We start from the raw sequence: 24,504 nt of genomic DNA, 5'->3' as shown, positions 1-24,504 counted from the left end.
AGCCGTGGCTTCCGCAGAAACGGATCTCGCCGCAGCCTTTGGTGCACGCGAGCAGATCCAGCAGATCAGCATGTCGCCCGACGGGACGCGTCTGGCCTATGTCGTCCCCACCAAAGGGCAGGGAGCGGCGCTGCTGACCTTCGCGCCCGGCATCGATAGCGAGCCCAAGGTGGCTTTGGTGTCCGACGGCGAAACCGATCGGCTTTCGGGTTGCAACTGGATCGCCAACACCCGGCTGGTCTGCGATCTCTGGGGCCTCACGCGGCCGCCCGAACTGGCCAATTACGGTATCATCGCCTTCAGCCGCGTGGTCGCGGTCGATATCGATGGCGGCAATCCCAAGGTTCTCAGCAAGTCGACCGGGGCCTACTCGCGCGGTTACAACACCGATGGTGGGACGGTCATCGACTGGCTGCCCGAAGAAGACGGTGCGGTTCTCATGACGCGGACGCAGATGGCGGACGATCGCCTGGGCACGCGCCTGGGCAGCAGTGAGGCCGGGACGGTCGTCGACCGGATCGACAGCCGCACCCTTGCAAGCAGCAGGATCGAGCGGGCAGAGGAGAATGTCAGCAGATATCTTACTGACGGGCACGGGCATGTCCGCATCAAGGGGATCGAACTGATCGAGGCGAACCGCAATTCCGGGGTGATCCGCTATTATTATCGCCCGGTCGACGGCAAGAAATGGGAGCAGCTCTCCTCATATAATTATATGGACAGGACCGGCTTCCTGCCGGTCGCGGTCGATCATGAGCGCAATGCGGTCTATGGCTTCGACAAGGAAGAAGGCCGCAGCGCGCTCTATCGCATGGCGCTGGATGGTAGCGGCAGCAGGGAGCTTCTCCTCGCGCGTCCCGATGTCGATGTGGACGATGTCATCCAGATCGGGCGACGCAACAGGGTGGTCGGCGCCACCTATGCGACCGACGTTCGCAAGTCGGTCTATTTCGACGAGAAAATCGCGAAGCTGCGTGACGCCCTTTCAAAGGCGCTACCCGATCAGCCGATGGTCTCGATCGTCGATTCCAGCCTGGACGAGAACAAGCTCCTCATCCGGGCAGGCAGCGACAAGGATCCCGGGGTCTATTATATCCTCGACCGTACGACGAAGCAGATGGCGACTTTTCAGCCGATCCGCCCGCAACTCGAGGGCGTTAAGCTGGCAGAGATGCGGCCGGTAAGCTTCCCCTCGGCCGATGGGACGATGATCCCGGCCTATCTCACGCTTCCGGCTGAAGGAACGGGCCGGAATCTGCCCGCCATCGTAATGCCGCACGGTGGCCCGGGGTCACGTGACGAATGGGGCTTCGACTGGATGGTGCAATATTATGCCGCGCGCGGATATGCCGTACTCCAGCCAAATTTCCGGGGATCGACGGGCTATGGCGACGACTGGTTCCAGAAGAACGGTTTCCGGTCCTGGCCGACGGCTATTGGCGATGTCACCGATGCTGGCCGCTGGCTGGTCAAGCAGGGCATTGCTGCGCCCTCCAGGCTCAGCATAGTCGGCTGGTCCTATGGCGGCTATGCCGCGCTGCAATCGGCGGTGGTCGATCCGACCCTGTTCAAGGCCGTCGTCGCCATCGCGCCTGTGACGGACCTGCCCGCCTTGAAGGAGGATGGGCGCTGGTGGACCACCTATCGTCTCGACGCCGCCTATATCGGCGATGGGCCTCAAGCGATTCAAGGTTCACCCGCGCGCCGCGCTGCCAGTATCAAGGCGCCGGTGCTGATGTTTCACGGCACGATGGACCGCAACGTCAATGTCGAGCAGTCCAAGTTGATGGATGCGGCGTTGAAGGCTGCGGGGGGAAATAGCCGCCTGGTGATCTTCAATAATCGCGATCACTATATCGAGGACAACGAGATGCGGGCGCAAATGCTGCGCGAGAGCGATGCCTTCATGCGCAAGGCGTCGGGCATGTAGGCCCTGGGTCAGGGGGGCGCGTGTTGCGCTCCCTTGCCACAGTCAGTTTGTTGATCCGACTCTTCGGGACGCGGTCGCGGTCAGTACAGGGTCGGATGGCGATGGCGAAGATAGTCGAACAGACCCTCGACCTGCGCACGCGAATAGCCAGTGCCGATCATGGCTTCTATTTCGGTGCCGTCGATCCTTTCGGCATGATGGCGTGCCAGCGAGGCGAAGCGGCGGAGTTTTTCGAGGCGCGCATCGGCCAGCGGCCGAGGCAGGCGCAGGCCTAGAGCCCATTCGACGAAGCGGCCAAGGCGGCTTGCGGAGTCTATTTCGCGGCTGGCGTCGATGCGTTCGGCCAGTCCGATCACGCGCAACTCGGTCGGCGTGAAGAGGCTGGCGTCGATCGCCGCTGGTGCGCGCACTTCCCCATCGAGCGGGGTGAAACCCATATAGGCCATATCGGAACTCCCTGACCGATGTAACCGATCGGTACAACGGCGCATGTACCGATCGGTTACATGGTCGTCAAGCCTCTCGACCATGGCAGCGGATTTTTGTTTTCACGCTTTCCGACATGGCAGTTTCGGAAGGTATTCCGCGCCGGAAAGTGCATGTTACCATTTGATGACATGGATTGCGGCGGCATTCTTGCGGGCCAACCCCGTCGGGGCTGTGCGTTGTAACAATCATGTAACAGGGCGCCAGTAAGCGGGCCTCAGCCGGCAGCAGCCGGGATCGGAGACTCAACGCATGTTCAAGAAATTCGCCGGCGCGATTGGCGCGGCGGTCATCCTCGCCAGCACAGCTTCGGCCGCCATGGCTGGTGCGATTTCGGGCGCGGGAGCGACCTTCCCGGCGCCGCTCTACGCCAAATGGGCGGAGGTCTATAAGGCGAGCACCGGCATCGGTCTCAACTATCAGGCGATCGGTTCGGGCGGCGGCATCAAGCAGATCAAGGCGAAGACCGTCGATTTCGGTGCATCGGACAAGCCGTTGAAGCCCGAAGAACTAGCTGCGTCGGGGCTTTACCAGTTTCCGACCGTGATGGGCGGCGTGGTCCCGATCGTCAATCTTCCGGGTGTTCAGCCGGGCCAGCTGAAGCTTTCCGGCGCTTTGCTGGCGGACATCTTCATGGGCCGGGTCCTGAAATGGAACGACCCGCGCATCGTTGCCCTGAACAAGGGCGTCAAGCTTCCGCCGCTTCCGATCACCGTCGTTCACCGCTCGGATGGTTCGGGTACGTCCTTTCTCTTCACCAGCTATCTGGCGATGAAGAATCCGACCTGGGCTTCGAAGGTCGGCGCCAGCGATGCCGTGTCCTGGCCGACCGGCATCGGCGGCAAGGGCAATGACGGCGTCTCGGCTTTCGTCAAGCAGACGATGGGGTCGATCGGCTATGTCGAATATGCCTATGCCAAGCAGAACAAGGCGAGCTTCGTCCTGCTGCAGAACAAGGCTGGCAAGTTCGTTGCGCCGGCGGCTGCCAATTTTGCGGCGGCTGCGGCCGGCGCGCAATGGGCGAAGGCGCCGGGCAATTATGTGCTGCTGCTCGATCAGCCGGGTGTGCAGAGCTGGCCCATCACGGGGGCGAGCTTCATCCTCGTCTATCGCAACCAGGCCGATGCGGCTGCGGGTGCGAGCGTGCTGAAATTCTTCGACTGGGCCTATAAAGCGGGCGACGCCACGGCGGCACAGCTCGATTATGTGGCGCTGCCGGCGCCGGTCAAGGCACTGGTGCGCAAGCAATGGCTTGCCAACGTCAAGGCTGGCGGTAAGCCGGTCTACGTTGCACGCTGATCAACTCGTCGACCCGAGAAGGCTGCAAAGGGGGCAGGCGAGGGTGATCGGCATCCGCGCCGCTTTACGGGAACAGGACAATGGCCAGCGCCGCATCTGACACCGCTCGTTTCGGTCCGTCGCGTTCGACGGGTGAGGCGATATTCCAGGCCGCCTGCCTCGGTGCGGCGACGATGCTGCTCGTCACGCTGGGGGGCGTGGTGGTCAGTCTCGCCATCGGCGGCTGGCCTGCCTTCGCCGAGTTCGGGCTGGGCTTCCTGACCTCCAGCGAGTGGAATCCCGTCACCGAGGTCTATGGCGCGGCCGGGCCGATCGTCGGCACGCTGATCACCGCCTTTCTCGCGCTGGTCATGGCTCTGCCGCTGGCACTGGGCGTCGCGGTGTTCCTGGTGGAGTTCTGCCCGCGGACCATAGCGCAGCCGGTGGCGATCGCCGTCGAACTGCTCGCGGGTATTCCCTCGATCGTCTATGGCATGTGGGGCCTGTTCGTGCTGGCGCCCTGGTTCGCGGAGCATGTGCAACTCCCGCTGATCATGGAGGCCGAGCCCGGCTCCTGGCAGGAAAGCCTGTTCTCGGGCATCCCGAACGGCGCCAACATCTTCACCGCCTCGGTGATCCTCGCGATCATGATCCTGCCCTATATGGCGGCGGTCTTCCGTGAACTGTTCATGACCGTGCCGGCCCAACTGCGCGAAGCAGCCTATGGCCTCGGCTGCACGCCGTTCGAAGTCGTCCGGTCGGTGATCATTCCCTATGTCCGGCGCGGCGTCGTCGGCGTCGTTATGCTCGGTCTCGGACGCGCCCTCGGCGAGACGATGGCGGTGACCTTCATCATCGGCAACGCGCATGGCTTCCCCGACTCGATCTTCGCCTCCGGGTCGACCATCGCCTCGACCATCGCGAACGAGTTCGCCGAAGCCACCAGCGACATGCACAGCGCCGCGCTGGTCGCGCTCGGCCTGGTGCTGTTCTTCATCACCTTCGGCGTCCTCGCCATCGCCCGGGCGCTGCTCGGCGGCCAGAAATATTGAGGCCCAAGTCATGGATCGCGCCCTGTATCGCCGCCTCTCCAACTATCTGTTCGTCGCGCTCACCGCGATTGCGACGCTGATCGCGCTTACCGCTCTGATTCTCATCCTTTGGTCGCTGCTCACCAAGGGGCTCGGCGGGATCGACGCGAAGATCTTCACGATGACCCAGCCGGCACCGGGGTCGGAGGGCGGCCTGTCCAACGCGATCATGGGCTCGATCATGATGTGCGGTATGGGCCTGCTGATCGCGGTGGTGGTGGGCGTGCTCGCCGGCACCTGGTTGTCCGAATATGGCGGCAGCACGCCTTATGGTGCTGCGGTCCGTTTCCTCAACGACGTGCTTTTGTCGGCGCCATCGATCCTCATCGGTCTGTTCGTCTATGAGATCATGGTGCGGCCCTTCCACGGCTTCTCGGCTATCGCCGGTGCCGTGGCGCTGGCGATCATCGCCATGCCGATCGTAACCCGCACGACCGAGGACATATTGAGCCTGCAGCCCAGCGCCCTGCGCGAAGCGGGCATGGCGCTGGGCGCCAGCCGCGCCTTCGTCATCCGCAAGGTGGTGTGGAAGTCCGCCCGCGCCGGCCTGATCACCGGCGCGCTGCTCGGCTTCGCACGCATCAGCGGCGAAACCGCACCGTTGCTGTTCACCGCGCTCGGCAATCAGTTCTTCTCGGTCGATCCCACGCAGCCCATGGCCAGCCTGCCGACCACCATCTTCCAGTTCGCGCTGTCCGCCTATGAAGACTGGCAGCGCCTGGCCTGGGTCGGCGCGCTGCTGATCGCCGTCGCCGTATTGTCCATCAACATCATCGGGCGCGTCGTCGCCCGGGAGGCCCGCCGATAATGACCGACCTTCCTTCGCATCTGTCCGAAGAGGTCCATCTGGCCTTCCCGCCGAGCGACAGGCTCGCGATCGAAGCGCGGAAGCTGGATTTCTTCTATGGCAAGACCCAGGCCCTGTTCGGGGTCGATCTGCCGGTCGAACGCAACAAGATCACCGCTCTGATCGGCCCGTCGGGTTGCGGCAAGTCGACCCTGCTGCGCGCGCTCAACCGGATCTACGACCTTTATCCGCGGCAGCATGCGGTCGGTCGCATTCTGCTCGACGGCCATGACGTGCTGGCGGATCGCAAGAGCCTGCAGCGGTTGCGCGAGCGTGAGGGCACGATCGACGAGGCGACGATGGTCCGCTCGCCGGTCGACGTCGCGGGCCTTCGCGCGCGCGTGGGCATGGTGTTCCAGAAGCCCACGCCGTTTCCGATGTCGATCTACGACAATGTCGCCTTCGGCGTACGCCTCTACCAGCGCAAGAGCCGCGCGGAGATGGATGTGATCGTCGAGAAGTCGCTGCGTCGCGCCGCGCTGTGGGACGAGGTCAAGGACAAGCTCCACAGCTCGGGCCTCGGCCTTTCCGGCGGTCAGCAGCAGCGGCTCTGCGTCGCTCGCGGCATCGCGGTCGAACCCGACGTCCTTCTGCTCGACGAGCCCGCCTCGGCGCTGGACCCGGTGTCCACCGCGAAGCTGGAAGAGACGCTGATCGAGCTGCGCGAGGATTTCACCATCGTCATCGTGACGCACAACCTCCAGCAGGCGGCGCGCATCTCCAATCATACCGGTTTCATGTATCTTGGCCGGATGATGGAGTTCCAGCCGACCGAGGAACTGTTCGCCAATCCGCGCGGGCAGCGAACCCGCGATTATGTGACGGGCCGCTTCGGCTGACCCTGCCGGCCGGGTCGCGCTCAGGCGCCGCCCGGCACGCGTTCAATTTACCGGTATCGGCACGCGAAGCTCGCATCGCGTGCCGCGGTCGATCGTCGACGCCGCGCTGATGTCGAGCGTGGCCGACAGCGATCGCGCCAGCAGCCGCATCAGGCTTGCTCCGCTGCCATGCCCCTTCTCGGATGGCGCGTCCGACCGGCCGACCCCATTGTCCTCGATCGTCACCACCAGCCCGTCTTTCTCGCGGCGCAGCCACAGGGCGATTTCTCCCAGCCCGTCGGGAAAGGCATGTTTGGCTGCATTGGTGATCGCCTCGTTGACAATCAGGGCGATGGCGACCGCCGTCTTGGCCGGCACCTGGATGGGTTCCGCATCGAGGCTCAGCGTGATGCCGGGCGGGAGCATCGCTTCCCTGATCCGGTCGCAAACGTCGCGGAGATGGTCGTGCAGCAGGACGTTGGTGAGGTCCGCGCTGCTGAGGGCGAGGTTTGAATAGACTGCGGCAAGCGATTGCAGCCTGCCTGCCGCCGCCCGAAACTCGCTCTGCACGTCGGGATCGGCGTGGGACATCGCCCTGGATATCAGCAGCGACGCCGCGATCTGGAAATTGTTGCGCGTCCGGTGATCGACCTCGCGCAGCGCCAGCGACAGAAATTCGACATGGCGGCGCTCCTCCTCGCGCAGCCGCAGCGCGGTCGAGCGAAAGGCGGAGATCACGCACACCGCTAGCACAAGCGAGAAAGACGAGACCAGCAGGCCGATGGCATCCTTGGTCACGATGACGAAGGAGCGCGGCTCGGGGACCACGAAATACCAGATCAGAAGCTGGCACACCGCTGCAGCGATCAAGCCAGCCCGCATGCCGGCAACGAGGCTGGCAAGAATGATGAAGGGAAAGACGAAGGCGTAAGGCGCCACCCCGGGCGCGAAGATGTCGACGATCAGTCGACCCGATGCGGCGAGACCGATGGCGGCCGCAGCGACCAGCAGGTCGGCGGTCAGATCGGGCTTGCGTCCTGCAAGGCGCAGCGAAAGGTCGACGATGGCGGTCATGGGTCCATTTCCTGCGTCGGCTTCCGATGGTTGATCGGGCGATCGTTGCATCGCTGTAACGCCGAGCAATCCGCTGCGATAGCGGTAATGCGGACGGGTCAGGCCGGCGGCAGGCCGACCGTGCGCAGCTTGCGGATAATCTGGCGGCGCGTTGCAGGCGAATAGCCGAGGCGCTGAAGATAGGCGAGCGGCGCGGGAACGACCGTGCCATCGAGCCGCTCGAGCTGCTTCCAGGCGGCTCGCGCCCTTGGCGCCTGGCCGAGCATTCCGTAGCCGGCAGCGGCAATGATGTAGAAGTTGCGGGGCCGGCCAATCACCGGTGGCGCCATCTGCGAGAGTGCTTCGCGTGCCATAGCCCGGTCGTCGCGGATGATGGCGAGCATCAGGAGAGGAACATAATAGCGGCCGGAAGGGTCGTCGCCCACGGCGATCGCGCGGCGGATGACGGACTCCGCGCCAGGGTCGCGACAATCGGCGAGATAAGCGCCGACGTCGGACAGAAGATTCGGTTCATAAGGTTGCAGGGCCGCAGCGCGCAGCGCGAAGTTCACCGACTGAGGGCAGGCTCCGCGAGCGAGCGCGATCCGCGACTGGGTGGCGTTGGTCCAGCCATTATAGGGGTCGAGAACGCGCGCGAGCTGCGCATGGCGGCGGGCGCTGGCGAGAAGGCCGGCCCTGTCGTTCATGTTCACGCCCGGGTCCGACATCTTCTCAACGGCAAGCTGGGCCGCGGCCGCCTGCAGGGCTGCGTCATCGGGATCCTGCGCCAGGCTGCGTTCGACACACGCCTGGACGTGGTCGCGTTCGTCGACGGCGCGCTGCTTGCGATAGCGATGGAAGAGCAGCAGACAGCTATAGCCCCGGGCTTCCTTGCCCGCGCTGCGCTGAAGTTCGTGGATGGCCACTAGGCCATCGACCTTGCTGATCGTCGCGATGATCGGGGCGAGGCGCTGGTCGAGAGCGGAGCCGTCGCCCAGGGCATCCGCAGGCAGCGAGACATCGCCTGACCAGATCAGCTTGTCGGGCGACAGCTGAGTTAACCGCAGGAATAGCCGCGGCGTAGCGCCCTCGATCAGATCAGCGCCCAGGCGGTAACGGGGCGGCGGTCCGCCTTTTCCGACGGTGCGGCCCGAAGTGGACAGGGGGCGGAGGTCGAAGGCGAGGCTGCGTCCGAGGCCGTTCACCAGCAAGGTCCGGATCCTTGCCCCCGCCGTGCTTTGTCGGGCCATCTCGACGCCGGCCATTTCCATCACGGGCCGCTTCAACGGAGCGCCTGCGGCTGCCATAGGAAGCCACCGCGCCGCGCCGATGCCCAGTGCCAGCACCAGCCCGACGATGAGAAACAGCGACGGTCCGAAATAGAGCGGCGACACCGCCGTCATCGAAACCGCCGCTGCCGACAACGGTTCGGTCGGCGGCGAGTCCTGCGCTGCCGCTCCGGGGGCCTGCTGAGGCTCTGTCGCCTCCAGCACGACCTTGTAACGGCCACTGGGTATGCTCAGTCGTACACCGGAGGTCGGGTCGGATAGCCGATAGTGGCTGTCCAGCATCTTGCGCAGCCGGCCGACCTGTACACGGGGATAGCTGTCCGCCCGGGCGTCATAATCGGGCGCTCGTCCCAGACCGTCCACAGCAACCGAATAGGCCTTGAGCTGCTCGCCGCGCCCCGCTGCCGTCTCCTCCACAAGGAAACAGAGCAGCTGTTTCATGATGGGTGCGCGTGCAAAGTCGGGGGAAGCCAGCACCGACTGAAGCTCTTCGCGCATCAGGTCGGCCTGACCGGCCGGCGTCGAGTGGGCATCCCTCAGCGCTGCATCGGCCTTCTGATCGGGCGCTCCGGTTTCCGTCGCGGTCATCGAAACGGACGATAACCCGTTCCAAACACGGAGTCATGGCGAATTTCGAGTGATCGTGTAACGGTAACAGAGACGCAGAGAAACTATCCTCGCCTAGGGGGTTGCGCTGTTTTTGTCCGGCAGCTTGGCTGCGTGTGCAGGAGCCTGAAGGCAATTGTGCACGCCGGTGCATCTCGCGGGTCTCGGATCCTACCCCCAACGGGATCCGTGGCTGGCACTGCTTCGGCATGATCGGCCGACCGTCCATTTGGCCCCCACCGGTGGACGGTCGGCCTTATCCATCCGCGAAGCGACCGGGCCGGCCTCCTCCCCGGGGCAACTGTTGTGCTCGTTCATTACGGCGTTGAGCCGCCCGCGCAGCGGGTATAGGGAGGGGCATGATTGATCATGACCCGCCTGCAGATATCCCGATCGGGGCCGTCATCCTCGCTGTCGCCTCGGTCGTCGTACCGCTAGCCCTGCTCTTCTGGTTGATGAGCCTGTACGGCTGAACAGAACTGCCGTGCGGCGCGGCTAATAGATTTCGGCTGAGGGAACAATCCGATCCGCTGGGCATTGTCGCGTCAGGCGGACCTTTCGTCCTGCATGTCTTTGGGGGGACAATGCGCGTTTATCTATCGGCCGCCGATTCAGCTGGCCAAGGTCGGTCCTGAGCGGATGCCAATCGTTCATGACTCCAGTTCGTCCGTTAAGGCGGACTTGCAAGCGCCGAGCGTTCCGCATTCAGGCGAGGGCAATCCCCTTGGACCCTATGCGATCGAAGGCCTGTTCGACGATCCGGAGTTGCAGGGCATCACCCGCTTTGCCGCAGAACTGTGCGATTGCCCGATCGCGCTCGTAAGCCTTGTCGAAGAAGAGCGGCAGCGATTCGTCGCTCGAACGGGCCTTGCCGCCACGGAGACGCTGCGCAGCCTGTCCTTCTGCGCCCACGCCATGACGGGACATAGCGTGATGGAGGTGCCTGACGCTCGTGAGGATGATCGCTTCCGCACCAATGCGCTGGTGGTGGGAGAACCCAACATCCGCTTTTATGCGGGGGCGCCGCTGCGGTCGGTGCAAGGCAGGCCGCTAGGTTCGCTCTGTGTGATTTCGCCCGAACCGCGCGCCGGATTGACTGCTTTCCAGCGACAAGGGCTGGACGTTCTTGCGGGCGCGGTGATGCGCTTTCTGGAGGACCGGCGGGAGAAGCTCGCCCACCATATATGGGAGCAGGCGGCCGAGGCGGATCTGGCCGAGAGCGAGGAGCGGTTTCGCGTTCTTGCGGATGCCATGCCGCAAATGGTCTGGTCGACGCGTCCGGATGGGTATCACGACTATTACAACGCCCGCTGGTACGACTTTACCGGTGCGACCCCCGGTGAGACTGCGGGAAACGGATGGAATGGGCAATTCCATCCCGATGACCAAGAGCGTGCCTGGGCGGTCTGGCGTCATTCGCTCGAGACCGGCGAGCCCTATGAGATCGAATATCGTCTGCGTCGCGCCGATGGAGCCTATCGCTGGACGCTCGGGCGTGCGCTGCCGATGCGAGACGAGCGAGGGTCCATTCTGCGCTGGTTCGGAACCTGCACCGACATTCATGACCAGCGAATGCTGCGGGAGCAGCAGGACCTCCTCTCGCGTGAGCTCGGCCACCGGATAAAGAACATCTTCATGGTCGTGACCTCGCTGTTGCGCCTGTCTGGCCGCAGCGATCCGGCCTTGAAACATTATGCTCTCCGGCTCAGCGAGCAAATCGGTGCTCTCGGGCGGGCCTATGACTATGTGCGTCCGCAGGATGGGGCGTCTGCCTTCACCCTCCAGGGGATGCTGCGCGAATTGTTCGCGGCGTATAATTTCGACGGCGAAGATCGTGTCCGGGTCACCGGAGAGAATGTGGTCCTCCCCGAAAAGCATATGACGCCGCTCGCGCTGACCTTCCACGAGCTCGCGACCAACGCGGTCAAATATGGCGCTTTGGCGAGCGCGGAAGGGACGGTGGAGCTATCGATCGCTCGCCATGGCGACGAGCTTCACCTCGACTGGATCGAACGCGGGAATGAGGTCCGGCAGGCAACTGGCCATCAGGGTTTCGGATCGGAACTCATCCGCGCGAGTATCGAACGTCAGCTGCGCGGCACGTTTACGCGCGAGTGGCTTCCGACGGGCCTCAATGCGAAGGCCGTTATCCCGCTCGGGACCTGAACGCCCCCGCGGCTGCGATCCTCGGCTTCTCGCCCGCGGGGTCGAGAGGTCGAGATTGTAGGCAGGCAGTTATCGGTCGTTGGATGTCCACAAGGGGACGGATCGCCATGGCAGCACTGCCGCCTGAGGCAAGGGCCATCGCGCCACACCATGGGTTCTCAGTTCCGTCGCCGTCTCGGCATAAGCCTGTGCGAGGTCCTGAAATTGCTGCCGGCTGATCGGATCCGAGGTGAGCGCTGCGTCCGAAAGGGCGCGCTGCCGCAAATGCTCGAGGATGCGTGTGTCACATTGATTATTGGTCATCACTGTCTCCGCGCGTGGATTGTCGACGCGAGAATGCCAATATGGCGATCTATATTCTTAATATAAGAGATTTAATGTCGGATGTGTAACGAAGAAAATAATAAAATTTATGGATAATTGAGATGCTATATTATCTAATGGATCTTCTATATCGCATGGATTGCGATAATTGAAAAAAGGCGAAATTTATGTGGACCGTGATGTTTTGTTTTGCCGGCCTACATAAAAGAGAAATGCAATCGCTCTATTATGCCAATAAATGCTGGCATGCCAATTGCGAAGGATGCGGAAAGCCGATGCTTCGGATCAAGGGGAAATGGGGACTGGATCGTCGTCTGGCCAAGGAGTGAGTCTCTATTTCGGACAGCACTATCGAAAATCGTCAGCACCGATCTGTTTCACAGCTTGTTATCCTGCCGATAATTCCCATATGCCGAAGACCGCAGTAGCTCTTTGCACGCTGTGGCTGAGAGACAGCGTTGCGCTCCCGCACAGAGGAGCGCTCGATGACTCATCCCCCTGTTCCGCACCCGACCGGCGATGATGCGCCGGGTACCAGCCATCCTCCCGTTGACCTGAACATGCAGCTCGCGCGCGAGCAGACGGCGATCATGCAGTCGGAGGTCGCGATGGGTGCGGAGAGCCGCGCCGTCAATATGGGCACGGCGCGCGACGCGCGCGAACGTATCGAGGAAACGGCCTTCCCCGCCCGAGCGCCTCACGACTTCGAAGCTGTGCTATCGGTGGAGGGGCCGGAAGCAGCTCTCGATGCTCGCCATGCGACGGCACTCATGGCGAAACGGCTTCACGAAGCACTCGCCGCAGGCTTCGTCAGCCCAAAGAGCTTTGCCCACAGGAGCAGGGTGCTGCGACAGGCGACAGCACGCTGCGAGGCGTGACGGCACGACGGCAGGATCAAAGCTCCCGGCAGGAATTGCCTCTCCGCAGCAATATCCTTTTCAGACAGGGCGAACATCATGGACCCGAGCTATTACAGGTTGAGGATGGACGCCTCCTACGCGGCCGCCGCGGCAGCGACTCACCCCGCAGCGCGCAGTGCGCACCTTCGCCTCGCCAAGGCTTATGGAAAGCTGCTGGGGGCAGAGGCCGTCATCGGCTGCGGATCTGCGCGAACGCCGGAAAATGTCTCGCGGCAGGAGGGCCGCCGCATCAGTCTGGAAGGGTGGGAAAATGAGGGCGGGCCGGCCGGCGTGAACAGGACTTAACCGGCGACGGAGCGCCGGGTCTTATGAACGCCTGCGGCGGCGCCGAGCGGCTCAAGGTCTGAGTGGTGTAGAAAAATCTGGAGGCCCGAGCCGGAATCGAACCGGCGTATACGGATTTGCAGTCCGCTGCGTCACCACTCCGCCATCGGGCCAGTGGGGCGCGGAAATGACGGGGGCGGGGGGGAATGTCAACCGTGATCGGCGGGAGCCATCGTCTTTTGCCCAAATCCCCAGATCAGGCTTGGCGGAAATGCGCCGAGGCGATAAAGCCTTGAAGCTGTTCCTACTGTATTGTATGGCTAAGACACTAAGTGGCAGGAAACCCAGTGACCGAGCAGAATTTCGATCAGATGCGTCGCGCGATGGTGGTGAGCCAGCTCCGGACCACCGGGGTCAGTGACGCGCGGGTCGTCGCCGCGATGGGCGAGGTCGCGCGTGAGCGCTTCGTTCCGGCGGACAAGGCCGCGATCGCCTATGCCGAAATCGCTCTGCCGCTGGGCAAGGGCCGTTCGCTCAATCCGCCGATGGTGACGGGGCGCCTGCTGACGCAGGCGCAGGTCGCAGCGGGCGACACCGTCCTGCTGGTCGGTGCGGCGACGGGTTACACCGCGGCCCTGCTCCTCGCGCTCGGCGCCAGCGTCGTCGCGGTGGAGGAGGACGAAGCCCTATTCGCGCAGGGTAAGGCGGCCGTTCCGGGAGCCACTTGGGTCAAGGCGGCGCTGACCGCCGGCAGCAAGGACGCTGCGCCTTATTCGCTGATCCTGATTGATGGCGCTGTGGAACAGGTTCCGCAGGCACTGGTCGATCAGCTGGCGGACGGAGGGCGCCTCGTCGGGGCGCTCATCGAAAATGGCGTCAGCCGACTGGTCTCGGGCGCGAGGGCGGGCAAGGGGTTCGGAACGACGGCATTCGCCGACGCCGATGCCGCCATCCTTCCCGGTTTCGAGAAGCCTGCCGGATTCAGCTTCTGACAGGGATGTAACAGGTGACATCGAAGCTTGGGGGAAGAGCGGCAGGCCGTTGGAGTGTGTCCGCCGCACTGTTGGCGCTCGTCCTGGCGTCGTCGCCGGCCACGGCCGACACGCTGCGTGAGGCCTTGGCCCGAGCCTATGCTTCGAATCCGACTTTGACGGGTGCCCGGGCCGGCTTGCGCGCGACCGACGAGGGGGTGGAGATCGCCCGTGCGCCGGGATTGCCGGATGTCGCCGCAACGGCCGGCTATAATGAATATGTGAAGCGCTCGGCGAACGCTTTCACCTTTCCCAAGCGCGCGGTCCAGGCAGCGGCCACCGTCACCGTGCCGATCTATCAGGGTGGCGGCATCCGCAATTCGATCCGCGCGGCCAAGGCGCGCGTCGAGCAGGGGCGGGCGAGCCTGCTCGGAACCGAGGCGAACGTGTTCACCTCGGTGGTGGCCGCCTATATGGACGTGATCCGCGACACCGCGATCGTCAACCTCAACGAGGGCAATGTCGGCGTGCTGGAGACCAATCTCCAGGCAAGCCGCGACCGTTTCGAGGTGGGAGACCTGACCCGGACCGATGTGGCGCAGTCCGAAGCTCGGCTAGCCGGTGCGCGCGCCAATCTGCGCTCGGCGCAGGCGCAGCTCGACGCGAGCCGGCAGACCTATCTCGAGGTCGTCGGCACCTTTCCCGATACACTGCAGCCGCCACCGGCGCTGCCGGGTCTTCCGGCCAGTTCGGAAGATGCCGTGGAACTTGCGGTCGCCAATAATCCTGACCTTGCGGCAGCGCGCCAGGCGACCCGCGCCGCGCAATATGACATCGGCGTTGCGGAGGCGACGCGGATGCCGCGTCTGCAGGCCTTCGGCCAGGGCGACTATACCGATTACAGGGGTACGCTCGCCGGTGGTCTTGCCGGGGTCGCACAGATCGACAAGACCGCCACAGTCGGTCTCCAGGCGCAGATTCCGCTCTATCAAGGCGGCGAGCCGGCCGCGCGCGTCCGCCAGGCGCAGGCGCGCAAGAGCCAGGCGATCGAAGCCGAAACGGCGGCCGAGCGCGCCGTGATCGCCGACGCGCGGATCGCCTTTGCCCGATACGAGGCCTCGCTGGGCGTGATCGACTCCTCGGAAGCAGCGGTCGCCGCCAATGAACTGGCGCTCGAAGGCGTGCGCGCCGAGCAGGGCGTCGGCACGCGCAACCTGCTCGATGTGCTCAATGCCGAACAGGAATTGCTGAACTCCCGCTCGACCCTGGTGTCGGCCAAGCGCGACGCCTATGTGGCCGGCTTCGCATTGCTGGCGGCGATGGGGCGCGCGCAGGCGAAGACGCTTGGGCTCGACGGCGGCTCGCTCTACGATCCCGTTTCCAACTACAAGCGGGTGCACGGCCGGATCTGGGACTGGGACAGCGATCCGAAGCCCAAGCCTGTCGCGACGTCGACCCGCAAGGAGCCGAGCGTGTCCGCCGTTCCCTCGCACAGCGCTGTGGCAACGCCCGGGAAATAGCCTATATTCGGCGTATGGCCGAACCGCGTCCCGAACCGTCGATGGAAGATATATTGGCTTCCATCAAGCGTATCATTTCCGACGAACCCACAACCCAAAGGGCGGCGCCTCCGCGCCAACCGGCGCCAGCGCCTACCCCGTACGCTCCTACGATGCCGAGTCGCGCTGCGGTTCCGCCGCGCCCGACAATCGGACAGGCTGCGGCGCCGGTCGACCGCGACCCACCGCCACCCTGGCCGATTCGCAGCGAGGCTGCCGCGCCGCCGCCGGCTCCACCGGTTCCCGACTCGATCCTCGAACTGACCGAGGCGGTCCCCGATCCCGGGCGTACGCCGCCCAGGCCGGCTGAATCCCGGCCGGTGCAGCGGGCCGTCGAACGCCTGCGGCAGGCCGAAGCGCAGGCCCCTGCGACGGTGTCGCGTCCGGTGCCGCGCGACCTTCTCCCGCGCACGCCGGCGCCAAGGGCGACAGGCGGCGATATCACGCTCGATGCGCTCGTCCGCGAGGCGCTGCAGCCGATCCTGACCGAGTGGGTCGAGCGCAACCTGCCGGACATTGTCGAGCGGCTTGTCCAGGCCGAGATTCGGCGCATGATGGAAAAGGACGGCTGACGCCGCTGCTGCCGTATCGCAAGGATAACACGGTCTTGGCGGTAAGGTCCGATTGGGCTAGCCCTTGGCCATGCAGAAAATCTCGCTTCTGGCCATTGGCCTCTTGGCGGGTCTCGGCGCTTCCGCCCATGCCCGCCCCCTCACCATCACCGACGTCGCCACTCTGTCCCGCATCGGCAGCGCCGACGTGTCTCCGGACGGACGCTGGCTCGTCTGGGACCAGCGCGAAACAGATCTCGCGGCGAACAAGGGGCGCACCGATCTCTGGCGCCTCGACCTGAGCCGCAAGGGCGCGCTCCCCGAAAAGCTCGTCGCCGATCCCGCGAAGAATGAGAGCGGCCCGGCCTTCGCACCCGACGGCCAATGGGTGTTCTTCACCGCCGACAAGGACGGGAAGAACGCGATCTGGCGCGTGTCCGTCGGTGGCGGCGCACCGGAACTAGTCGCCGATCAGGACGTCGGCGGCTTCAGGATTGCACCGACCGGCGACAAGCTGCTGGTCTGGGCCGATCGCCCCGTCGGTGCGCGTTCGCTCGCCGACACCAAGCCCGAGGCGAAGGGCGGCAGCGGCCGGACCTATGACGATTATTTCGTCCGCCACTGGGACAGTTGGGCCGACGGGCAGCGCTCGCAGCTGTTCGTCCTGCCGCTGTCGGCGGGCAAGGCGAGCGGTGACGGCGTACCGCTGGTCGGCGCTCTTGTCGGCGATGCTCCGTCCAAGCCTTATGGCGACGGCAGCGAGGTCAGCTGGAGCAAGGATGGCAAGACCGTCTATTTCACGCTGCGCGAGGCGGGGCGGACCGAACCGCTGTCGACCAACCTGGACATCTTCGCGGTGCCCGCCGACGGCTCGGCGGCCCCGGTCAACCTGACCGTCGCGAACAAGGCCACTGACACGAAGCCCAGCGTTTCGCCCGACGGCAAATGGCTTGCTTATGTCGCGATGAAGCGGCCGACCTATGAAGCCGACCGGTTGGTGGTGCATCTGCGCAACCTCGCGACCGGCGAAACGCGCGCGCTGACCGAGGCGTGGGACCGCTCGGCCGATAGCCTGACCTGGTCTAAGGACGGCAAGACGCTCTACGTCACCGCCGAGGACACCGGCACCGGCGCGATCTTCGCGGTCGACGTCGCCAAGGGCAGGGTTACGCGCCTCACCCAAGGCGGGACGGCGGGCGGCGTTCTCGCGACGCCGAAGGGTTATGTCTATACATTAAACAGCCTGACGGCGCCGTCCGACTTTTACGCGGTCAGCGGCAAGGGCAAGCCCGTCCGCCTGACGTCTGTGAACCGCGAGCGGCTGGCGGGAATCGACATGCCGACGGTCGAGCATGTCAGCTTCGCGGGGGCCAATGGCGACACCGTCTGGGCCTATGTCCTGAAGCCCGCCGGCCTCGCCGAGGGCGCGAAGGCGCCGATGGCCTTCCTGATCCACGGTGGACCGCAGGGCTCCTTCGGCGACGGATGGTCCTATCGCTGGAACCCGGCGGTCTTCACCGGCGCCGGCTATGGCGCGGTCATGGTCGATTTCCATGGCTCGACCGGATACGGGCAGGGCTTCATCGATGCGATCAACCAGGATTGGGGCGGCAAGCCGCTCCAGGATCTGAAGGCGGGCTTCGCGGCGGTCACGCAGCGCTTCACCTGGCTCGACGGCAGCCGCGCCTGCGCGGCGGGCGGTTCCTATGGCGGCTATATGACCAACTGGATCGCCGGCAACTGGCCCGACGGTTTCAAGTGCCTCGTCACCCATGCCGGCGTCTTCGACGCGCGCGCCATGGCCTATGAGACCGAAGAGCTGTGGTTCGACGAGTGGGAGCATGGCGGCCCCTATTTCGAGGTGCCCGGGAATTACGAGAAGTGGAATCCGGTCAACCATGTCACCGCGTGGAAGACGCCGATGCTGATCCTGCACGGCGAGAAGGATTTCCGCATTCCCTATACCCAGGGGATTGCCGCCTTCACCGCTGCGCGCCGCCGCGACGTCGAGACGCGGCTGGTGGTCTATCCCGACGAGAACCACTGGATCCTCAAGCCGAAGAACAGCATCCAATGGTATGACGAGGTGCTCGGCTGGATGAACAAGCACACCAAGGCGGAATGACCGTCGCGGACGGTCCGATAGATTAGGGTGGCGCAGGGGCGGGTCTCCCCGCTAAAGCCTGCGCCACCATGACGATAGACAAGACGTTCGACCCCGCCGCGATCGAGGCCCGCTGGTACGCCCATTGGGAAGGCAATGGACTGTTCCGTCCGGAGCGTCCCGATGCCGAGCCCTTCACAATCGTGATCCCGCCGCCCAACGTGACGGGCAGCCTGCACATCGGCCATGCGCTCGACGACACATTGCAGGACGTGCTCGTCCGCCATGCGCGGCTGAAGGGCAAGGACGCGCTGTGGGTGGTCGGCACCGATCATGCGGGTATCGCGACGCAGATGGTGGTCGAGCGCCAGCTCAACGCCAAGGGGCAGAAGCGCACCGATTTCGACCGCGACGCCTTCATTGCAAAGGTGTGGGAGTGGAAGGAAGAGAGTGGCGGTACGATCACCCGCCAGCTCCGCCGCCTCGGTGCGTCGTGCGACTGGGCCAATGAGCGCTTCACGATGGACGAGGGCTTCTCGCGCGCCGTCCTCAAGGTGTTCGTCGATCTGTACAATCAGAAGCTGCTCTATCGCGACAAGCGGCTGGTCAATTGGGACCCGGGCCTCAAGACCGCGATTTCCGACCTCGAGGTCGAGACCAAGGAAGTGCAGGGCCATTTCTGGCACTTCTCCTATCCGCTTGCCGATGGCAGCGGGACGATCTCGGTCGCGACGACACGGCCGGAGACGATGCTTGCGGACATGGCCGTCGCGGTCAATCCGGAGGACGAACGCTACAAGGCGCTGATCGGCAAGCAGGTGCGCCTGCCGATCACCGGTCGCCTCATCCCGATCGTCGCCGACGAACATGCCGATCCGGAGCTTGGATCGGGCGCGGTCAAGATCACGCCGGGGCATGACTTCAACGATTTCGAGGTGGGCAAGCGCGCCGGGTTCAAGCCGGCCGAAATGCTCAACATGCTCGATGCCGATGCGAAGGTCGTGCAGACCAGCGACGGTCTCATCCCCGCCGACTATCTGGGTCTCGACCGGTTCGAGGCGCGCAAGATGGTCGTCGCGGCGATCGAAGCGGCGGGCCTGCTCGAGAAGATCGAGGACCGCGTGATCCAGACGCCGAAGGGCGACCGGTCGGGCGCGGTGATCGAGCCCTGGCTGACCGACCAATGGTATGTCGACGCCGAGACGCTGGCGAAGCCCGCGATCGAGGCGGTGCGCTCGGGCGCGATCAGGATCGTGCCGGAAAGCTGGTCGAAGACCTATTTCAACTGGCTCGAGAACATCCAGCCGTGGTGTGTGTCGCGCCAGCTCTGGTGGGGACACCAGATCCCGGCCTGGTATGATGAGGACGGCAATGTCTTCGTCGCGGAAAACGAGGAAGAGGCTAAGGCGCTGGCCGGCGGCAAGACGCTGACCCGCGATCCCGACGTGCTCGACACCTGGTTTTCGTCCGCGCTGTGGCCATTCGGGACGCTCGGCTGGCCTGACGAAGTGATGGGCAACCCCTCTCTTTCAGGAGAGACCCCACCCCCAACCCCTCCCCTGAAGGAGAGGGGCTTGTTGGCCCGCCACTACCCCAACGACGTGCTGATCTCGGGCTTCGACATCCTGTTCTTCTGGGATGCGCGCATGATCATGCAGGGCCTGCATTTCATGGGCGAGGCGCCGTTCAAGACGCTGTACCTGCACGGCCTCGTGCGCGCCGCCGACGGCTCGAAGATGTCGAAGTCGAAGGGCAATACGGTCGATCCGCTCGGCCTGATCGACAAATATGGCGCCGACGCGCTGCGCTTCACGCTGACCGCGATGGAAAGCCAGGGTCGCGACATCAAGCTCGATGAGAAGCGGGTCGAAGGGTATCGCAACTTTGCGACCAAGCTTTGGAACGCGGCGCGCTTTGCCCAGGGCAACGGCATCGGCGCCTCGACGTCGGTCGAGGCACCGGGCGCGCAGCTGGCGGTCAACCGCTGGATCGTCGCCGAGACGATGAAGACGGTGAAGGGGCTCGACCGCGCGATCGAGGATCTGCGCTACGACGAGGCGGCCAACACGATCTACCACTTCGTCTGGGCCAGCTTCTGCGACTGGTATATCGAGCTCAGCAAGCCGCTGCTCGGCGAGGATGCCGATCCGGCGCAGGCGGCCGAGACGCGCGCCGTCGCGGGCTGGGTGCTCGACCAGATATTGGTGATGCTGCATCCGTTCATGCCGTTCATCACCGAGGAGCTGTGGCATGCGCTCGGCGACCGGCCCTGTGAGCTGATCCTGGCGAAATGGCCGGTGTTCGACGACAGCGCGATCGACGCCGACGCGCAGGCAGAGATCGACTGGCTGATCCGGCTGGTCAGCGAGGTTCGTGCGGCACGCAACGGGCTCAACGTGCCGCCCGGGACGCGACTGCCGGCCTATAGCAGGGGCGCGAGCGACCAGACGCTGGCCCGGCTGCGCGCCAACGCGACCGCGATCGCACGGCTTGCCCGCATCGACCCGGCCGAAGGCGAGGCTCCGTCCGGCGGCGCGGCACAGGTCGTGGTCGACGAAGCGACCTTCGTGCTGCCGCTCGAAGGGGTGATCGACCTCGATGCGGAGCGGGCGCGTCTCGCCAAGGCGATCGCGGCGGCAGAGAAGGAGCGCGACGGGCTCGCCAACCGGCTCAACAACCCGGCCTTCGTCGAAAAGGCGAAGCCCGAGGCGGTCGAGAAGGCGCGGGCCGATCATGCCGAGAAGAGCCTCGAAGCGGAGCAGCTGAGCGCGGCCCTGGCGCGGCTCGGCTGACATGGCGCAACAGCAGCGGGACCTGACGCAGGGGCCGATCGGCAAGACCCTGCTGCTGTTCACCATTCCGACGCTGGCGGGCAATGTCCTCCAGTCGCTCAACGCGTCGATCAACACGATCTGGATCGGGCGTTTCCTGGGCGAGAAGGCGCTGGCGGCGACCGCCAACGCCACCAACATCATCTTCCTGATCTTCTCGGCGCTGTTCGGCTTCGCCATGGCGGCGATGATCCTGATCGGCCAGCATGTCGGGCGACGCGACGTCGACTCCGCCCGGCGGGTCTTCGGGGCTGCGGCCGGCCTGCTGCTGGGAATTTCCTTCGTAATGGTCGCGGTCGGGGTCGGCTTCACCGACCGGCTGCTCCACTTGCTGGGTACGCCTGCCGATGCCGCGCCGCTTGCGTCTGCCTATCTCAAGATGATGATGCTCGGCCTGCCGTTCAGCGCGCTGGTCGTCCTGCTGATGATGTCGCTGCGCGGCGTCGGCGACGCGATGACGCCCCTGTGGTTCATGATCGCGGGGACGATCATCGACGCGGGGCTGAACCCGCTGCTGATCGTCGGCATCGGGCCCTTTCCAGCCTTGGGCATCGAGGGATCGGCGATAGCGACTTTGATTGCCAATGGCGTGTCGCTCACGGGCATGCTGGCCGTGGTTTATTGGCGCGACCTTCCGGTGCGGCTGCGCGGCGCGGAGTTCCGCTACCTTCTCCCGCAATGGGCACTGCTGCGCCTGATCCTGTCGAAGGGCGTGATGATGGGGCTGCAGATGTTCGTGCTGACGGCCACCGGCCTCGTCATGATCGGTCTCGTCAACCATGCGGGCGTCATCGCCACGGCGGCCTATGGCGTCGCGGTGCAGCTGTGGAATTACGTCCAGATGCCCGCGCTCGCGGTCGGCTCGGCGGTCAGCGCGATGGCGGCGCAGAATATCGGCGCTGGCCGCTGGGATCGGGTAGGCGCGATCACGCGCAGCGGGCTGCTCTACAACTTCCTGCTGACCGGTGTGCTGGTCCTGCTGCTGACCCTGTTCGACCGGCCGGTGCTGGGCTTGTTCCTCGGTGCCGAGAGCCCCGCCATTCCGATCGCGCGCGAGATCCAGCTCATCGCCGGGTGGAGCTTCCTCTTCTCGGGCATGACGATGGTCTTCTTCGCGACGGTCCGCGCCAATGGCGTCGTCATGGCGCCGTTGATCATCATGATCGTCGGACTGGTCATCTGTCGCCTCGGCTTCGCGGTGCTGGCGCAGCGCTGGCTGGGCTTCGACGCGCTGTGGTGGGCTTTCCCGGCCAGCTCGCTGGTCGTGGCGCTATTGTCCTGGGCCTATTATGCACGGGGCGGCTGGCGCAAGCGCTCGCTCGCCGACGAGGCGCTGGCGGCGGAACGAGGGGGCATCCAAATCTCCTGATCACAAGGAGTAGCGTAAGCCGCTTTGTAAAGGGGGCGGAGAGCGGTGATCAGCGCGGCCACATTTGCGCGGCATGCAATATCCGCAAGATCGTTACGACCTGCTCATCTTCAGTATACACAACGATGTAACTCCTGCGGACCAGCATCTCCCGGGTGCCGGGCAAGCGCCCAGCCTGATACAGCTTGGGATTGTCTGCGAGCTGAGCAGGCTTCGCTTCCACATCGTCCAGCAGCGCCAGTGCCGCATCGATATTGTCGTCGGAGATGTAGTCGACGATCGCCAACAGGTCGGCGCGCGCTGCCGCGTGCCACTCAAGCCTCGTTTTGGCCACGCCGCTTCCCGGCGATCAGAGCGCGAGCGTCATCCATCACCTCGTCATGCGAAATCGTGGAGCGGGGATCGTTCAGCGCTTCACGCACCTTGGCGCGGAACCACGCGTCATGCGACGCGGGGTCGGACGTAAGACCCGGCGGAAGCCCGCCCTCCTTAGCGATCCGGGTGAGCAGGATGCGTACAGCGTCCGACAACGTCAGACCCACATTGGCCAGCTTTTCCGAAGCCTCAACCTTGAGCGCTTCGTCTACCCGGACGTGGAGCATCGAAGATCGAGCGGTCATGCGATTCTCCTTACGTCATAGTATGTATCTCATTTGCGATACATACAAGCTCCGCCTGACAGTTCAGGCGAGCGCTGGCGTCTCGACCGGACGACGCTGCCTGATCGCCAGCGTTGCGATGGCGCCGGCCGCCATCAGCAGCCCCGCCAGGACCAGCACATGGCGGGGATCGCCGCCCAGCAGGGGGCGATAGATCAGCGGCATGGTCAGGCTCTCGATCATCATCGGGATGACGATGAACATGTTGAGGATGCCCATGTAGATGCCGGTCCGGTTGGGCGGAATGCTGTCGGCCAGGATGACATAGGTGTTGCCCATCATGCTGGCCCAGCCGATGCCGATGCCGATCATCGGCAACAGCAGCAAGCCATGGGGCGTATAGGGCAGGGCGACCATCGCGATGCCCGAGGCCGCAAGTGCCGCAGCGTGGACCGATCGGGCACCCACGCGGCGGGCGAGGGGGATCATCGCGAAGGCGGCGAGGAACGCCACGAAATTGTAGAAGCCGCCGACCTGCCCGTTGACGAGGACCGCCTCGCGGAAGCCGCTGCTCATCGGATCGGCCGTGTCAAACAGCGAGCGGGCGAGGGCGAAAGTGATGTACTGCCAGTAGCAGAACATCGCATACCACTGGAACAGCATGGCGACCGCCAGTTGGCGCATCGGCGTCGGCATCTCGACGATCGCCGTCTTCAGGTCGCGGAGCGTTGTTTGCACCGACATCGGTTCTGCGCGCATCGCCGCGACTTCCTCCGGTGACAGCGGCAACTCGCGCACCCGGAAGACCGACCAGAGGATTGTCGACAGCGAAAGGACCGCGCCTATGACGAAGGCGATCCGCGTGACGACGGGAATGCCGTTCGGATCGAGCGCGTTGAGGTCGAAGCCCCACCAGACGAGCAGCGAGGGCGACAGATAGGACAGGGTCTGGGCGAGACCGGTGAAGGCGCTCTGGGTCAGGAAGCCGAAGGGACGTTGCTCCTCGTCGAGCCGGTCGCTGACATAGGCGCGATAGGGCTCCATCGTGACATTGTTGGCCGCGTCGAGGATCCACAGCAGGCTCGCGGCCATCCACAATTCACGGCTGTAGGGCATAGCGAAGAGGCACAGGCTGCACAGGACGGCGCCGATCAGGAAATAGGGTGTCCGGCGGCCGAAGCGAGTGACGGTGCGATCGCTGAGCGCGCCGATGATCGGCTGCACGATCAGGCCCGTCATCGGCCCCGCGAGCCAGAGCAGGGGCATCGATGCCTCGTCGGCGCCGAGATAGCTGTAGATCGGCCCCATATTGCTCTGCTGGAGTCCGAAGCTGAACTGCAGCCCCAGAAAGCCGAGATTCATCTGGATGATTCGCCCGAGCGAAAGGCGCGGCTTGGTCGTCATGGAAGCGTGCATGCCCGTCCTCTCCATCCAATCGGACTTGGTTT

Annotated in this window: 20 protein-coding genes and 1 tRNA gene; 14 read left to right on the top strand and 7 right to left on the bottom strand. The window is 64.6% G+C overall.

The window, feature by feature from the left end; translation table 11 throughout:
* The first annotated feature begins 4 nt into the window (after positions 1-4).
* Entirely contained in the window at positions 5-1,930 is a 1,926-nt protein-coding gene (locus G6P88_RS06455; protein ID WP_226946749.1) for an alpha/beta hydrolase family protein, read from the top strand.
* Between the two features lie 80 nt (positions 1,931-2,010).
* Here the strand turns inward: G6P88_RS06455 and G6P88_RS06450 are convergent, their stop codons facing one another.
* Positions 2,011-2,376, bottom strand: a complete 366-nt coding sequence (locus tag G6P88_RS06450; RefSeq protein WP_165322413.1) for a hypothetical protein — start codon at positions 2,374-2,376, stop codon at positions 2,011-2,013.
* A gap of 292 nt (positions 2,377-2,668) precedes the next feature.
* On the opposite strand from G6P88_RS06450, the gene pstS reads away from it, so the two are divergent.
* The 4 genes from pstS (at position 2,669) to G6P88_RS06430 (ending at position 6,471) form a co-directional block, all read left to right on the top strand.
* A complete protein-coding gene (pstS, locus tag G6P88_RS06445) occupies positions 2,669-3,715 on the top strand; it encodes a phosphate ABC transporter substrate-binding protein PstS (RefSeq protein WP_165322412.1) in 1,047 nt (348 codons plus the stop codon).
* Positions 3,716-3,795: 80 nt separating this feature from the next.
* Positions 3,796-4,746, top strand: coding sequence for a phosphate ABC transporter permease subunit PstC (pstC, locus tag G6P88_RS06440; RefSeq protein ID WP_165322411.1), 951 nt, complete (start codon positions 3,796-3,798; stop codon positions 4,744-4,746).
* 10 nt (positions 4,747-4,756) lie between these two features.
* Positions 4,757-5,593 carry a phosphate ABC transporter permease PstA gene (pstA, locus tag G6P88_RS06435; protein ID WP_165322410.1) on the top strand — a complete coding sequence of 279 codons (837 nt, stop codon included), beginning with the start codon at positions 4,757-4,759 and terminating at the stop codon, positions 5,591-5,593.
* Positions 5,593-6,471, top strand: coding sequence for a phosphate ABC transporter ATP-binding protein (locus G6P88_RS06430; protein ID WP_165322409.1), 879 nt, complete (start codon positions 5,593-5,595; stop codon positions 6,469-6,471). The genes pstA and G6P88_RS06430 overlap by 1 nt, the downstream gene beginning before the upstream one ends.
* Before the next feature lie 42 nt (positions 6,472-6,513).
* Here the strand turns inward: G6P88_RS06430 and G6P88_RS06425 are convergent, their stop codons facing one another.
* The gene (locus tag G6P88_RS06425) at positions 6,514-7,524 is read right to left on the bottom strand and encodes a sensor histidine kinase (RefSeq protein ID WP_165322408.1); all 1,011 of its coding nucleotides are present in this window, start codon (positions 7,522-7,524) and stop codon (positions 6,514-6,516) included.
* 98 nt (positions 7,525-7,622) lie between these two features.
* Positions 7,623-9,380, bottom strand: coding sequence for a hypothetical protein (locus G6P88_RS06420; protein WP_165322407.1), 1,758 nt, complete (start codon positions 9,378-9,380; stop codon positions 7,623-7,625).
* Between the two features lie 699 nt (positions 9,381-10,079).
* Here G6P88_RS06420 and G6P88_RS06415 point away from each other — a divergent pair.
* The 3 genes from G6P88_RS06415 to G6P88_RS06405 all read left to right on the top strand — a co-directional run bounded on the left by G6P88_RS06415 (position 10,080) and on the right by G6P88_RS06405 (position 13,093).
* Positions 10,080-11,564: a PAS domain-containing protein gene (locus G6P88_RS06415; protein WP_226946748.1), complete on the top strand. Its 1,485-nt coding sequence runs from the start codon at positions 10,080-10,082 to the stop codon at positions 11,562-11,564.
* Positions 11,565-12,373: 809 nt separating this feature from the next.
* Positions 12,374-12,766: a hypothetical protein gene (locus tag G6P88_RS06410; RefSeq protein WP_165322405.1), complete on the top strand. Its 393-nt coding sequence runs from the start codon at positions 12,374-12,376 to the stop codon at positions 12,764-12,766.
* A 78-nt stretch (positions 12,767-12,844) separates the two neighbouring features.
* Positions 12,845-13,093, top strand: coding sequence for a hypothetical protein (locus tag G6P88_RS06405; RefSeq protein WP_165322404.1), 249 nt, complete (start codon positions 12,845-12,847; stop codon positions 13,091-13,093).
* A gap of 78 nt (positions 13,094-13,171) precedes the next feature.
* Here G6P88_RS06405 and G6P88_RS06400 read toward each other — a convergent pair.
* A tRNA-Cys gene (locus G6P88_RS06400) sits at positions 13,172-13,245 on the bottom strand.
* A gap of 174 nt (positions 13,246-13,419) precedes the next feature.
* Between G6P88_RS06400 and G6P88_RS06395 the strand changes: the two genes are divergently transcribed.
* From G6P88_RS06395 to G6P88_RS06370, 6 genes are all read left to right on the top strand, one after another.
* Positions 13,420-14,064 (top strand): protein-L-isoaspartate O-methyltransferase family protein, encoded by a 645-nt coding sequence (locus tag G6P88_RS06395; protein ID WP_165322403.1) that lies wholly within the window; start codon positions 13,420-13,422, stop codon positions 14,062-14,064.
* A 56-nt stretch (positions 14,065-14,120) separates the two neighbouring features.
* Positions 14,121-15,563, top strand: a complete 1,443-nt coding sequence (locus G6P88_RS06390; RefSeq protein ID WP_226946747.1) for a TolC family outer membrane protein — start codon at positions 14,121-14,123, stop codon at positions 15,561-15,563.
* Between the two features lie 152 nt (positions 15,564-15,715).
* Complete coding sequence (locus G6P88_RS06385; protein ID WP_165322401.1) at positions 15,716-16,174, top strand: DUF2497 domain-containing protein; 459 nt, start codon at positions 15,716-15,718, stop codon at positions 16,172-16,174.
* Between the two features lie 70 nt (positions 16,175-16,244).
* Positions 16,245-18,278, top strand: coding sequence for an alpha/beta hydrolase family protein (locus G6P88_RS06380; protein ID WP_165322400.1), 2,034 nt, complete (start codon positions 16,245-16,247; stop codon positions 18,276-18,278).
* A gap of 68 nt (positions 18,279-18,346) precedes the next feature.
* Positions 18,347-21,049 (top strand): valine--tRNA ligase, encoded by a 2,703-nt coding sequence (locus G6P88_RS06375; RefSeq protein ID WP_165322399.1) that lies wholly within the window; start codon positions 18,347-18,349, stop codon positions 21,047-21,049.
* Position 21,050: 1 nt separating this feature from the next.
* Positions 21,051-22,457, top strand: coding sequence for an MATE family efflux transporter (locus G6P88_RS06370; RefSeq protein WP_165322398.1), 1,407 nt, complete (start codon positions 21,051-21,053; stop codon positions 22,455-22,457).
* Between the two features lie 49 nt (positions 22,458-22,506).
* On the opposite strand, the gene G6P88_RS06365 is transcribed toward G6P88_RS06370, so the two are convergent.
* From G6P88_RS06365 to G6P88_RS06355, 3 genes are all read right to left on the bottom strand, one after another.
* On the bottom strand, positions 22,507-22,743 hold the full coding sequence (locus tag G6P88_RS06365) for a type II toxin-antitoxin system RelE/ParE family toxin (RefSeq protein WP_247710572.1): 237 nt from the start codon (positions 22,741-22,743) through the stop codon (positions 22,507-22,509).
* 28 nt (positions 22,744-22,771) lie between these two features.
* Positions 22,772-23,077, bottom strand: coding sequence for a type II toxin-antitoxin system RelB family antitoxin (gene relB / locus G6P88_RS06360; RefSeq protein ID WP_165322396.1), 306 nt, complete (start codon positions 23,075-23,077; stop codon positions 22,772-22,774).
* Positions 23,078-23,140: 63 nt separating this feature from the next.
* On the bottom strand, positions 23,141-24,472 hold the full coding sequence (locus tag G6P88_RS06355) for an MFS transporter (RefSeq protein WP_226946746.1): 1,332 nt from the start codon (positions 24,470-24,472) through the stop codon (positions 23,141-23,143).
* Between the last annotated feature and the right edge of the window lie 32 nt (positions 24,473-24,504).

The organism is Rhizorhabdus phycosphaerae, assembly GCF_011044255.1.
GTDB lineage: Bacteria > Pseudomonadota > Alphaproteobacteria > Sphingomonadales > Sphingomonadaceae > Rhizorhabdus > Rhizorhabdus phycosphaerae.
Note: the sequence above shows the minus strand (reverse complement) of the source record. Positions and strands in the feature narration are given on the sequence as shown.